Consider the following 12,858-nt stretch of genomic DNA (forward strand, 5'->3'; position numbering starts at 1 on the left):
TAGTAGTAATCTTAATATTCACTAATATTTTTATAAGATATTATTAATTATGCGTATTATCCTTATTGGTGCACCTGGTACAGGAAAAGGAACACAAGGAACATTTATTTCAGAAAGATATAAAATACCAAAAATATCTACAGGCGATATGCTAAGAGAAGCTGTTCATTTAAAAACTAATATAGGTAGAATAATTAAAAATGTTATTGAAAAAGGAAAATTAGTTTCTAATGAAATTGTTTGTAATTTAATTGCAAAAAGAATTCAAAAAAAAGATTGCATTAATGGTTTCTTATTAGATGGTTTTCCAAGAACACTAGAACAAGCTTATTATTTATCAAAAATTAATTTTAAAATAGATTACGTTTTAGAATTTATGGTACCATTTCAATCTATATTAGAACGCATATCTGGTAGACGTGTACATGCTGCATCAGGTCGTATTTATCATGTTAAATTTAAACCACCAAAAATTCAAAATAAAGATGATATCACTGGACAAGAATTGATCATTCGAGAAGATGATAAAATAGAAAGTGTTATACAAAGATTAGAGGAATATAAAAAAATACATGATCCATTAATTAAGTATTATATAAACCAAAAAAAAATGGGGAATATAAAATTTTTTCAAATTAATGGAACTAATTCAGTATCATTTATTCATAAAAAAATAGAACAAGCTTTAAAATAAATAATTATTATGTGCGTTCTACAGGATTTGAACCTGTGACCTACGGCTTAGAAGGCCGTTGCTCTATCCAGCTGAGCTAAGAACGCATAAAATATTATATTAAAATTTAACATTAATAGTATATATATACAAGTAAATACTATAAATATTATGAAATAATATAATATTAATTAATATTACATTAACAATTTTATAAATATGCTTTATAAAATTTCACTGAGTTAATTAAAAATGTCTGCAATAATAATAGATGGTAATAAAATTGCACAAAAATTGCAATTAAAAATTGCACAAAAAATTAATCAAAGAAAAAAAGATGGAAAAAAAATACCTGGATTAGCTATGATTTTAGTAGGACAGCATATTCCTTCAGAAATTTATTTAAACAAAAAAAAAATTGCATGTAAAAATGTTGGTTTTTTTTCAGAATATTGGAATTTTCCTGAAACTGTTGATGAGATAGAAATATTAAATTTAATTAATCAACTCAATAATAATATAAATATAGATGGTATTTTAGTACAATTACCTCTCCCAAAGCATATAAATCATATAAAAATTTTAAGTAGTATTATTCCTGATAAAGATGTAGATGGTTTTCATCCGTATAATACTGGTTCTTTATGTCAAAGAACGCCTAAATTAAGGGCATGTACTCCAAAAGGTATTATTACCATGTTACAATATAATAAAATAAAAACTCATGGATTACACGCAGTTATGGTTGGAGCATCAAATATAGTTGGAAGACCTATGAGCTTAGAATTATTATTAGCTGGCTGTACTACTACTGTTACACATCGATTTACTAAAAATTTAAAATATCATGTAAAAAATGCAGATTTATTAATTGTAGCTGTTGGAAAACCAAATTTTTTAAAAGGAAAATGGATTAAAAACGGATCTATAGTTATAGATGTTGGTATTAATCGATTAAAAAATGGTAAAATAGTAGGAGATGTTGATTTTAAAAACGCATATTTAAGAGCATCATATATCACACCTGTACCTGGTGGAGTAGGTCCTATGACAGTTGCAACATTATTACAAAACACATTAGAAGCCTGTGAAAATCATCATGATACTTAATTAAGTAATTATTTTTTACGCCAATGTGTACCATCAGATGAATCTTCTAAAATAACATCTAAAGATGTTAATTTATCTCGTATTTTGTCAGCTTCTTTCCATGATTTTAATTGTCTAGCTATGTTTCTTTTTTTGATTAATAATTCTATTTTTTTTTCTAAATTTTGATTTAATATAGATTTACTTTTTAAAAATTCTTCTGGTTTATTTAATAGAAAGCCTAAATAATTAGCTATTTTTTTTAATCTAAAAGCAAATTTGTTTGCTTTTAATACATCATTTTTTTTAAAAAAATTAATTTTTCGTGCTATTTGTAAAAAAATAGAAAAAACTTTAGGCGTATTAAAATCATTATTCATAGCATTATAAAATTCTAATTCAAAATTCATGCCTTCATCATTATTAGATATAGGATGAGTATTATTTAAAGCTGAATATAAATATTTTAATGATATATCTGCTTGATTTAAATTTTTTTGACAATAATATAGAGGATGACGATAATGTGTTGAAAGAAAAAAATAACGTAAAATTTCAGCATCATAATCTTGTAAAATATCTTTTAAAAAACAAACATTGTTTAATGATTTAGACATTTTTTGATTTTTTGAAATTACTACACCTGTATGCATCCAAAAATTAATTTGAGCTTGACTATTAAAACACATAGATTGTGCTCTCTCATTTTCATGATGAGGAAAAAGTAAATCAGAACCACCACCATGAATATCTACGCAATCTTGAAAAAATACATTATTGATTGTAGTACATTCAATATGCCAACCAGGACGACCTCGACCCCAAGGAGAATTCCAAGAATATTCTTTGTTATGAGTTATTTTCCAGAGTACAAAATCTAAAGGATTTTTTTTAGTATTATTTATTGGAATACGCAATCCGGATTTTAAGAATCTTAAAGCTTGACGAGATAAAGCTCCATAATGAGGATTACTATCTACAGAAAAAATCACATCACCATTTTTGTTTATATAGGCATGTTGATTATGAATTAGTTTAATAATTATTTTAATAATATTATTAATATAATCCGTAATACGCGGCTCTTCATCTGGTGGAGAAATACCTAAAGATAATAAATCTTTATGCATTTCTGATATCATAAAATTAGTTAAATCATAAATATTAATTTGTTCATTCATAGATTTTTTGATAATTTTATCATCAATATCAGTAATATTACGAACATATTTTACTTGAAATCCAATTAATCGTAAATAACGTATTATTATGTCAAATGCAACAAAAGTACGTCCATGTCCAATATGACAAAAATCATATACAGTTACACCACATACATATAAATTAATTTTATTTTTTTGTATAGGTTTAAAAATTTCTTTTTTGCGAGTTAATGTATTAAAAATTTTCAACATAAATTAAATCCTAAAAATAAAATTAAAAAAAACTAAATAAAATATATTATTGTCTATACTATCAATGTGTTAAAATAATAAAATTGTTTTTTTAAAAACATATGTAAATTTTTTAAAATTAATCAAAAAATATAGAAAAAAAATAAAATTTAATAAAAAATATTATATTTTTTTTAAGTATATTTTATTATAAAAAAATTAGGGATTAATGATGAAAACAAAATTAAAAGATATGTTAAAATTCCCTTGTTTTTTTACTTATAAAATTATTGGATTAGCACAACCTGAGCTAATTGATCAAATAATTAAAGTAATTCAAATTCAAATCCCTGGAGATTATACACCTCAAATCAAATCAAGTAATAGAGGAAACTATCTTTCTGTTTCAATTACAATTTGTGCTAAAAATTTTGAACAAATTGAAATTTTATATCATGAAATTAGTAAAATTAATATTGTTCGAATGGTTTTGTAAAAAATTAGTTATTTTATATTGATAAAAATGATTATAATATAGTACAGCCCTATTTAAGAGCCGTACTATAAAATAAATGTTTATTTATAATCAAATTATGAAAAAAGTATATTAACTATTAAAAACACTATATACTAATAACATTAGCAGCAGATGGTCCTTTCGCTCCTTCAGTTATTTCAAATTCAACACTCTGACCTTCGGCTAAAGTTTTAAATCCATTACTTTGTATAGCTGAAAAATGAACAAATACATCTTTACTGCCATCTTCTGGAGTAATAAAACCAAAACCTTTAGATTCATTAAACCATTTAACATTACCTTTAATCTTGGACATCTATATTACCTTCACATGAAAAAATATACTAAATTAAAAAAATATTAATAAACAATTTTTAATAATTTTAAAAAATTAAATTCTCAATAGATTAACATGTAAATCTACTGTTAGCTAGAAAGTAATTTGTTTTTATAAATAATTTATTTTACATATAAAAAAACCCGAAAAAAATTTCGGGTTTTTTTTCCTGGATTTGACCTACTCTCACACGGGGAGGCCCCGTACTACCATTGGCGTTACAGCGTTTCACTTCTGAGTTCGGAATGGGATTCAGGTGGTACCACTGCACTATTTTTACCAGGCATTTTAATAAATATTATGTTATTAAAATATATTGATAAATTATATTAAATTCAGTAAAAACAAGCTTTCATAAAAATTCAATTTATTTTAAAAACACCTCTGGTGTTGTAAGGTTAAGCCTCTTGGGTCATTAGTACTAGTTAGCTCAACATATTACTATGCTTACACATCTAGCCTATCAACGTTGTAGTCTTCAACGTCCCTTCAGTAAACATTTCTGTTTCAGGGAAGATTAATCTTGGGGCAAGTTTCGTGCTTATATGCGTTCAGCGCTTATCTTTTCCGCATTTAGCTACCGGGCAATGCCATTGGCATGACAACCCGAACACCAGTGATGCGTCCACTTCGGTCCTCTCGTACTAGAAGCAGCCCCCCTCAATCTTCCAACGCCCACGGCAGATAGGGACCGAACTGTCTCACGACGTTCTAAACCCAGCTCGCGTACCACTTTAAATGGCGAACAGCCATACCCTTGGGACCTGCTTCAGCCCCAGGATGTGATGAGCCGACATCGAGGTGCCAAACACCGCCGTCGATATGAACTCTTGGGCGGTATCAGCCTGTTATCCCCGGAGTACCTTTTATCCGTTGAGCGATGGCCCTTCCATTCAGAACCACCGGATCACTAAGACCTGCTTTCGCATCTGCTCGCGTTATCACGCTCACAGTTAAACTGGCTTATGCCTTTGCACTAACCTCACGATGTCTGACCGTGATTAGCCAATCTTCGCACTCCTCCGTTACTCTTTGGGAGGAGACCGCCCCAGTCAAACTACCCACCAGACACTGTCTCTGTGCCGGATAACGGCACTAGATTAGAATACCGAATTTTAAAGGGTGGTATTTCAAGTTTGGCTCCATTAAAACTGGCGTTTTAATTTCATTGCCTCCCACCTATCCTACACATTAAAATTTAGAATTCAGTGTCAAGCTATAGTAAAGGTTCACGGGGTCTTTCCGTCTTGCCGCGGATATACTGCATCTTCACAGCAATTTCAATTTCACTGAGTCCCAGGTGGAGACAGCCTGGCCATCATTACGCCATTCGTGCAGGTCGGAACTTACCCGACAAGGAATTTCGCTACCTTAGGACCGTTATAGTTACGGCCGCCGTTTACCGGGGCTTCAGTCCAGAGCTTTAAGTTTTACCTTTGACTCTTTCGATTAACCTTCCGGCACCGGGCAGGCGTCACACCGTATACTTCCACTTTCGTGTTTGCACAGTGCTGTGTTTTTAATAAACAGTTGCAGCCAGCTGGTATCTTCGACTAGTCTCAGCTTAAGGAGAAAATCCTTTTACTTAACACTAGCGTGCCTTCTCCCGAAGTTACGGCACTATTTTGCCTAGTTCCTTCACCTGGGTTCTCTCAAGCGCCTTAGTATTCTCTACTTAACTACCTGTGTCGGTTTAGGGTACGATTTAATATTACCTGATGCTTAGAGGCTTTTCTTGGAAGCATGGTGTTAGTTACTTCATCACCTAAATGATTCGTCATCATGCCTCAGATTAAAGATAATCGGATTTACCTAATTATCATACCTACACATTTAAACCAGGATAACCGTCACCTGGATAACCTAACCTTCTTCGTCCCCCCTTCGCAGTAATATTAAGCACAGGAATATTAACCTGTTGTCCATCGATTACGCTTTGCAGCCTCATCTTAGGGGTCGGCTTACCCTGCCCCGATTAACGTTGGACAGGAAACCTTAGTTTTTCGGCGAGCAGGTTTTTCACCTGCTTTATCGTTACTCATGTCAGCATTCGCACTTCTGATACCTCCAATGTATTTTACAATACATCTTCATCGGCTTACAGAACGCTCCCCTACCCAACAAAAAATATATTTTTATTGCCGCAGCTTCGGTGCATAGTTTGAGCCCCGTTATATCTTCCGCGCAGGCCGACTTGACCAGTGAGCTATTACGCTTTCTTTAAATGATGGCTGCTTCTAAGCCAACATCCTGGTTGTTTATGCCTTCCCACATCGTTTCCCACTTAACTATGACTTTGGGACCTTAGCTGGCGGTCTGGGTTGTTTCCCTTTCCACAACGAACGTTAGCACCCGCTGTGTGTCTCCCGTGATAACATTCTACGGTATTCGGAGTTTGCATCGAGTTGGTAAGCCGGGATGGCCCCCTAGTCGAAACAGTGCTCTACCCCCGAAGATGAATTCACGAGGCGCTACCTAAATAGCTTTCGGGGAGAACCAGCTATCTCCCGGTTTGATTGGCCTTTCACCCCTAGCCATAGGTCATCCGCTGATTTTTCAACATCAGTCGGTTCGGTCCTCCAGTTGGTTTTACCCAACCTTCAACCTGCCCGTGGCTAGATCACCGGGTTTCGGGTCTGTACCCTGCAACTTAACGCCTATTTAGGACTCGGTTTCCCTTCGGCTCCCTTATTCAGTTAACCTTGCTACAGAGCACAAGTCGCTGACCCATTATACAAAAGGTACGCAGTCACACAATAAATATTAACATTTGCGCTTCCACTGCTTGTACGTACACGGTTTCAGGTTCTATTTCACTCCCCTCGCCGGGGTTCTTTTCGCCTTTCCCTTACGGTACTAGTTCACTATCGGTCAGTCAGGAGTATTTAGCCTTGGAGGATGGTCCCCCCGTCTTCAAACAGGATTTCTCGTGTCCCGCTCTACTTATTGAACTCACAATATAAATTATTTTATATACAGGGCTATCACCTTGTATCGCTGAATTTTCCAAATCATTCTATTATAATTTAAATTGATTATAGTTCTAGGCTGTTCCCTTTTCGCTCGCCACTACTAAGGGAATCTCAATTGATTTCTTTTCCTCAAGGTACTTAGATGTTTCAGTTCCCTTGGTTTGCCTTATTAACTTATTGAATTCAGTTAATAATGATACATTAAATGCATCGGGTTTCCCCATTCGGAAATCGACGGTTATTGCGCTTCATATCAGCTTGCCGACGCTTTTCGCAGATTAGCACGTCCTTCTTCGCCTCTGACTGCCAAGGCATTCACCATGTACGCTTATTTGCTTAACCTTACAACCCACAGGTGTTTCAAAAAATAATTTATTTAATGCTTGTTTTTCCGAATTTTTAAAGAGCTTGTTAAAATTTAACTTTATTTTAAAAGTTATCTTGAGAATAACACAATTATTTTAATTAGTATATAAGATTTTATAAATATTTTTATTTATCGTCCCCTAGGGGATTTGAACCCCTGTTGCCGCCGTGAAAGGGCGGTGTCCTAGACCTCTAGACGAAGGGGACTATTTTATATAATATTTATTTTTTAATGTAACGTTATTATAAATAACAGATCAAAAAAAAGAGTCAAGTAATTTTTATAATATTAATTAAAATTTTAAAATGCTAATTTTTTAATATGAGTAAAAATTAAACACGTTTTTTTTCAACAGAATATGTTTTTCTTAAAATATCAATAATATAATGAATTTTTGGCATAACATTGTGCCATAAAAAAAATGCATGAGCAGCTTGAAAAGCTAACATTCCTATGCCATTAGAAACAAAATGAGCACCAATACTAATACACCAATCAATAAATTTCGTATTATTTTTTTGATAATTTATATCATAAAAATGTGTTTTTTTTAAACAAAGCAAAGATAATGGAATAATATCATTATTTGTTTCAGAAATTTTTGATCGTGCATTAATAACTAAATCAAAATATTTTATTTTGAGTTCATTTTTTTTTAGCACTTGTATATTGCCATATTTCTGAAATTGTGTAACTATTTTTTCAGCATTTAATACAGTTCTATTTAAAATAAATATCGAACATCCAAATGATAAGAGAGCAAATAAAATCCCTTGAACAGCACCACCAGCACCAAGTATTAAAATTGAATATTTTTTTTTTATAAAATTTAATCTTATTAAATCAGATAATAATCCAATTCCATCTGTATTATCGCCTAAAATATCTTGATTCTTTAATTTTTTTAATGTATTAACTGATTGAGCAATCTTAGCTTGTTCAGTTAATTTATTGCAAAAAAAATAAGCTTCTTTTTTAAATGGAGCAGTAATATTTGCTCCAACACCATTATTTTTAAAAAAAAAACTTAAAAAAGAATACAAACTATCTAATGGAACATAAACAGCTTGATAAGTATGTAAAATATTTGTTTGCACAGAAAAGTATTTATGAATTATAGGAGATTGAGTATGATTAATCGGATTTCCAAATACAGCATAATTAAAATCTTGACATTTAAACATGACGAATTAACTTCCCATTAATAAGATTAATAATTTTGGAAGGATGTTTTTCAGCACCTATTTTACCATGTAATAATGGAAAAGTATTACCAAAACATTTCGAAACTGCTTCAGAAGTAATACATGGAGGCATACTAGAAATATTAGCACTTGTAGATATTAATGCTCCTCCAAATGCATTACATAATCTTATTATTTCATTATGCGCACTAATACGAACAGCTATAGTATTAAATTTACCAGTTAACCAATAAGGAACTGAAAATTTTGCAGGAACAAGAAAAGTAAAATGTCCTGGCCAAAAAAACAACATTTTATTTTTTTGTGCTTGTGATATATTTTCTTCATTAATATACTGTGTAATTTGATTAAAATGTGCAGCTACTAATATAAAACCTTTTTCCATATTTCTATTTTTTAACTTAAGTAATTTTTTTACAGCTTCTTCGCTATTAGGATCGCATCCAAGTCCAAACATTGATTCTGTAGGATAAGCAATTACATGTTTATTTTTTAACATTTTTACACAATAACTTAAAGAATGTGAAAAACAATTTTTATTCATTATCTTAGCTCATAAATAACAAAATACTATCTTTTATATACATCATGAAATATTTAATGAATAATATCTTCTTGAAAATTAAATAATAAATTTTCTAGTTTTCCATATACTGATTCACATCCGGGCACATTAAATAAAACAATTAATACAATCCATTTTAAATCTTCAAGATGTAATTCATTCATATCTAAATCCATAATTCTTTCAATAATCATCTCTCTTGTTTCTAATGTTAATATCTCTAATTGTTCTAAAAAAAGAATAAAACCACGACAATCAACATTTAATTTGAGAGACTCTTCTTGAGTATAAATTCGAGTAGAAATCTGTTTTGATAATACATTAATAGATGCAAGAATATTATTTTTATAACAAGAAAGATTTTTTAACCAACGTAAAGCATTATAAATATCTCTTTTTTGAAATCCTATATCTGATAAATCATTAGTTAAATTATCATAATCAATAGAAATTTTTGATTTAGTATGCACAGAATTTTCAAATAAATATATTAATATATCAAACATTATATCCTCAATTATATACTTAAAAATTTAAATGTTTAGTAATATATTCTACATGTAAATTTTATCATAAATATTGTGAATATATAAACATATAAAATATTATAATATCATGTACATGTATTTTGATTTAAAATAACATGTATTTTTTATTTTAAAAAATATAACTAAACTTTTAATTATAATAAAAAAGTCTATACTAATATATCAAATTTAACTATCTTATATCTAAAATATATATGTCTTGTTTACAAATACTTTATTATCCTGATACACGTTTAAGACTTATTGCTAAACCTGTAACGGAAATTAACAAAAACACAAAGAAAATTATTAATAATATGATAGATACAATGCACGAAAAAGAAGGAATTGGTTTGGCAGCTACCCAAGTTAATATTCAGTTACAAATTATAGTTATTAATATAATGCAAAAAAAAGACACTAATTTAGTCTTAATTAACCCTAAAATTATTCAAAAAGAAGGTCATATTAGTATTCAAGAAGGTTGTTTATCAATTCCAGAATATCGCGCGTCTATTCCACGCTTTAATTATATTAGAGTAAAATCTATTAATCAGTATGGAGAAAAAAAAGAAATAGAAGCAAAATCAATTATGTCTGTATGTATACAGCATGAAATAGATCATCTTCAAGGTAAATTATTTATTGATTATTTATCAAAATTTAAAAAAGATAGAATTGAAAAAAAATTCCAAAAATTAAAAAAAAATAAAAAAATTTTTACTAAAGGAATCTAATTAATTTGAATAAATTAAAAATTATTTTTGCTGGAACAGAATATTTTTCAGCTGCACATCTTAATGCATTAATTACTTCTTCTCATAAAGTTATTGCAGTTCTTACTCAACCAGATCGTGCATCTGGAAGAGGACAAAAAATTCATTTTTCCCCTGTTAAAATCTTATCTATCAAACATAATATTCCTGTTTACCAACCTTTAAATTTAAGTAATCAAATTTTCAAAAATACAATATTACAGCTTAATGCTGATATTATGATTGTAGTAGCTTATGGAAAAATTATACCAAAAAATATTTTAACTATATTTTCTAAAGGATGTATTAATATTCATCCTTCACTATTACCAAGATGGCGTGGAGCAACTCCGATTCAATCATCTATTTTACATGGAGATAAAACAACTGGAATAAGTATTATTAACATGAATGATCAAATTGATTCTGGAGAAATAATATACTCAATGGAATGTGAAATATCTTTAAAAGATACCACAAAAAGTTTATCTTTAAAATTAATTAAAATAGGAATACAAGGGTTATTAGAAACATTACAAAATATTATATTAAATAAAATTATTAAAAAGAAACAAAACAAAAAATATATTACTTTATCAAAAAAAATAAATAAAATAGATGCTTTATTAAACTGGAATTCAAATGCTCAACAATTAGAACGTTGCATTCGAGCATTTAATCCATGGCCTATATGTTATTTAATATTAAAAAATATAAACATAAAAGTATGGCAATCAACAGTAATACCTATAACAAATAACCAAAAATCTATAGGCGAAATTATTTGTGTAAATAAATATGGTATTCAAATTAATACATCTTATCAAATACTGAATATTCAAAAAATACAATTACCAGGAAAAAAAATAATAGATATAAAACATATTATTAAATATAAAAAAAATCTTTTTAAACCTGGTACTATTATATAAGAAATAAGCAAACGGAAGCAATCCGTTTGCTTATTTTTTTAAATAAAATAAATTGTTTGTATTATTAATAATAATATTTAAAAATAATTTAATTTTGTTTTAAAATTTCTTCTTTTTTATTATCTTTAACACGATCAACTAGTTCAATATAAGCCATTGGAGCTTTATCTCCCGATCTAAATCCGCATTTTAAAATACGAGTATAACCACCCAATCTATTTAAAAATAATGGACCTAAATTTACAAATAATTTTGCTACTATTGCATTATCTCGGATACGAGAAAAGACCAAACGTCTATTTGAAATAGTATCTATTTTAGATAAAGTAATAATAGGTTCTGCAATACGACGAAGTTCTTTTGCTTTAGATAAAGTAGTTTTAATAATTTCATATTTAAATAAAGAACAAGCCATATTTTTTAACATCGCGTTCAGATGGCTACTATTACGATTTAATTGACGACCACTTTTGCGGTGACGCATACATTTATTCCTTCTAGCAATTTATTAATATCAAATAAAATATACACTATTCATCTAAAATATTTTCTGGCGGCCAATTATCTAGTTTCATTCCAAGAGATAAATTACGAGAAGCGAGTATATCTTTAATTTCAGTTAAAGATTTTTTTCCTAAATTAGGAGTTTTTAAAAGTTCGACTTCTGTTCTTTGAACTAAATCACCTATATAATGTATTGATTCTGCTTTAAGACAATTAGCTGATCGTACAGTTAATTCTAAATCATCTACGGGACGTAATAAAATAGGTTCAAATTCTGGTTTTTCTTCTTTTATTTCAGGTATACGAACATCTCTTAAATCAACAAATGCTTCTAATTGTTCTGATAAAATAGTAGCTGCTCTACGAATTGCTTCTTCTGGATCAATTGTCCCGTTAGTTTCCATTTCAATTACTAGTTTATCTAAATCAGTTCTTTGTTCTACACGTGCTGCTTCGACATTATAAGAAATTCGATCTATAGGACTATAACAAGCATCTAACAATAAACATCCAATTGGTCGTATGTCTTCTTCAGAATGAACTCTAGTAGCAGCAGGTACATAACCTCTTCCACGTTGTACTTTAATTCTCATCTGAATAGATGCAGTATCGTAAGTTAAATTACAAATGATATGTTCTGGTTTAATAATTTCAACATCACTATTATGTATAATATCACCAGCTGTTACAGATCCAATACCAGATTTATTTAATAAAAGAATAGCTTCATCTTTTCCATGTACTTTTACTGCTAATTCTTTTAAATTTAATAATATTTCCAACACATCTTCTTGTATGCCTTCTTTAGTACTATATTCATGCAATACTCCATCAATTTCAACTTCAGTTACTGCGCATCCAGGCATAGAAGAAAGAAGAATTCTACGAAGTGCATTTCCTAATGTATGACCGAATCCTCTTTCCAATGGTTCTAAAGTTACTTTTGTATGAGTGGGGCTAATTTGTTCAATATCCACTAGACGTGGTTTCAAAAAACCCATTGTAGAATTCTGCATGAATG

12 protein-coding genes, 2 tRNA genes and 2 rRNA genes are annotated in these 12,858 nt (G+C 29.5%); 5 read left to right on the forward strand and 11 right to left on the reverse strand.

All coding sequences use genetic code 11. The features are described from left to right. The first annotated feature begins 49 nt into the window (after positions 1-49). Complete coding sequence (adk, locus tag BUAMB_RS02285; protein ID WP_014500161.1) at positions 50-694, forward strand: adenylate kinase; 645 nt, start codon at positions 50-52, stop codon at positions 692-694. A gap of 12 nt (positions 695-706) precedes the next feature. Here the strand turns inward: adk and BUAMB_RS02290 are convergent. Further along, positions 707-780, reverse strand: a tRNA-Arg gene (locus BUAMB_RS02290). Positions 781-925: 145 nt separating this feature from the next. On the opposite strand from BUAMB_RS02290, the gene folD reads away from it, so the two are divergent. After that, complete coding sequence (gene folD, locus BUAMB_RS02295) at positions 926-1,783, forward strand: bifunctional methylenetetrahydrofolate dehydrogenase/methenyltetrahydrofolate cyclohydrolase FolD (protein WP_014500162.1); 858 nt, start codon at positions 926-928, stop codon at positions 1,781-1,783. An 8-nt stretch (positions 1,784-1,791) separates the two neighbouring features. On the opposite strand, the gene cysS is transcribed toward folD, so the two are convergent. Continuing rightward, positions 1,792-3,177, reverse strand: coding sequence for a cysteine--tRNA ligase (gene cysS / locus BUAMB_RS02300; protein WP_014500163.1), 1,386 nt, complete (start codon positions 3,175-3,177; stop codon positions 1,792-1,794). 211 nt (positions 3,178-3,388) lie between these two features. Between cysS and ybeD the strand changes: the two genes are divergently transcribed. Beyond that, complete coding sequence (ybeD, locus tag BUAMB_RS02305) at positions 3,389-3,652, forward strand: DUF493 family protein YbeD (RefSeq protein WP_044035068.1); 264 nt, start codon at positions 3,389-3,391, stop codon at positions 3,650-3,652. Positions 3,653-3,779: 127 nt separating this feature from the next. Here the strand turns inward: ybeD and cspE are convergent, their stop codons facing one another. The 7 genes from cspE to BUAMB_RS02340 all read right to left on the reverse strand — a co-directional run bounded on the left by cspE (position 3,780) and on the right by BUAMB_RS02340 (position 9,625). Next, positions 3,780-3,989: a transcription antiterminator/RNA stability regulator CspE gene (gene cspE / locus BUAMB_RS02310; protein ID WP_013878025.1), complete on the reverse strand. Its 210-nt coding sequence runs from the start codon at positions 3,987-3,989 to the stop codon at positions 3,780-3,782. Positions 3,990-4,177: 188 nt separating this feature from the next. Next, a 5S ribosomal RNA gene (gene rrf / locus BUAMB_RS02315) occupies positions 4,178-4,294 on the reverse strand. 110 nt (positions 4,295-4,404) lie between these two features. Next, a 23S ribosomal RNA gene (locus tag BUAMB_RS02320) occupies positions 4,405-7,324 on the reverse strand. A 158-nt stretch (positions 7,325-7,482) separates the two neighbouring features. Next, positions 7,483-7,555: transfer RNA gene (locus BUAMB_RS02325), tRNA-Glu, on the reverse strand. 126 nt (positions 7,556-7,681) lie between these two features. Continuing rightward, entirely contained in the window at positions 7,682-8,533 is an 852-nt protein-coding gene (gene aroE, locus BUAMB_RS02330) for a shikimate dehydrogenase (RefSeq protein WP_014500165.1), read from the reverse strand. Beyond that, complete coding sequence (locus BUAMB_RS02335; protein WP_144011094.1) at positions 8,526-9,053, reverse strand: Sua5/YciO/YrdC/YwlC family protein; 528 nt, start codon at positions 9,051-9,053, stop codon at positions 8,526-8,528. The genes aroE and BUAMB_RS02335 overlap by 8 nt, the downstream gene beginning before the upstream one ends. A 98-nt stretch (positions 9,054-9,151) precedes the next feature. Next, positions 9,152-9,625, reverse strand: a complete 474-nt coding sequence (locus tag BUAMB_RS02340; RefSeq protein ID WP_014500167.1) for a DUF494 family protein — start codon at positions 9,623-9,625, stop codon at positions 9,152-9,154. A gap of 236 nt (positions 9,626-9,861) precedes the next feature. Here BUAMB_RS02340 and def point away from each other — a divergent pair, with 236 nt between their 5' ends. After that, positions 9,862-10,383, forward strand: coding sequence for a peptide deformylase (gene def, locus BUAMB_RS02345; protein ID WP_014500168.1), 522 nt, complete (start codon positions 9,862-9,864; stop codon positions 10,381-10,383). Between the two features lie 5 nt (positions 10,384-10,388). After that, positions 10,389-11,333: a methionyl-tRNA formyltransferase gene (gene fmt / locus BUAMB_RS02350; protein WP_014500169.1), complete on the forward strand. Its 945-nt coding sequence runs from the start codon at positions 10,389-10,391 to the stop codon at positions 11,331-11,333. A gap of 88 nt (positions 11,334-11,421) precedes the next feature. Here fmt and rplQ read toward each other — a convergent pair whose 3' ends face one another. Both rplQ and BUAMB_RS02360 read right to left on the reverse strand, forming a co-directional pair. Next, positions 11,422-11,817, reverse strand: coding sequence for a 50S ribosomal protein L17 (gene rplQ / locus BUAMB_RS02355; protein WP_014500170.1), 396 nt, complete (start codon positions 11,815-11,817; stop codon positions 11,422-11,424). 46 nt (positions 11,818-11,863) lie between these two features. Continuing rightward, entirely contained in the window at positions 11,864-12,853 is a 990-nt protein-coding gene (locus tag BUAMB_RS02360; protein ID WP_014500171.1) for a DNA-directed RNA polymerase subunit alpha, read from the reverse strand. Positions 12,854-12,858: the final 5 nt, after the last annotated feature.

Origin of the sequence: Buchnera aphidicola str. Ua (Uroleucon ambrosiae), assembly GCF_000225465.1 — a bacterium.
GTDB classification, from domain to species: Bacteria; Pseudomonadota; Gammaproteobacteria; order Enterobacterales; family Enterobacteriaceae; genus Buchnera; species Buchnera aphidicola_B.

Bases quoted from the DNA above. Each gene is read 5' to 3' on its own strand.
- adk (WP_014500161.1), top strand. From the start codon at position 50: ATGCGTATTATCCTTATTGGTGCACCTGGTACAGGAAAAGGAACACAA.
- folD (WP_014500162.1), top strand. From the start codon at position 926: ATGTCTGCAATAATAATAGATGGTAATAAAATTGCACAAAAATTGCAA.
- cysS (WP_014500163.1), bottom strand. From the start codon at position 3,177: ATGTTGAAAATTTTTAATACATTAACTCGCAAAAAAGAAATTTTTAAA.
- ybeD (WP_044035068.1), top strand. From the start codon at position 3,389: ATGAAAACAAAATTAAAAGATATGTTAAAATTCCCTTGTTTTTTTACT.
- cspE (WP_013878025.1), bottom strand. From the start codon at position 3,989: ATGTCCAAGATTAAAGGTAATGTTAAATGGTTTAATGAATCTAAAGGT.
- aroE (WP_014500165.1), bottom strand. From the start codon at position 8,533: ATGTTTAAATGTCAAGATTTTAATTATGCTGTATTTGGAAATCCGATT.
- BUAMB_RS02335 (WP_144011094.1), bottom strand. From the start codon at position 9,053: ATGTTAAAAAATAAACATGTAATTGCTTATCCTACAGAATCAATGTTT.
- BUAMB_RS02340 (WP_014500167.1), bottom strand. From the start codon at position 9,625: ATGTTTGATATATTAATATATTTATTTGAAAATTCTGTGCATACTAAA.
- def (WP_014500168.1), top strand. From the start codon at position 9,862: ATGTCTTGTTTACAAATACTTTATTATCCTGATACACGTTTAAGACTT.
- rplQ (WP_014500170.1), bottom strand. From the start codon at position 11,817: ATGCGTCACCGCAAAAGTGGTCGTCAATTAAATCGTAATAGTAGCCAT.
- BUAMB_RS02360 (WP_014500171.1), bottom strand. From the start codon at position 12,853: ATGCAGAATTCTACAATGGGTTTTTTGAAACCACGTCTAGTGGATATT.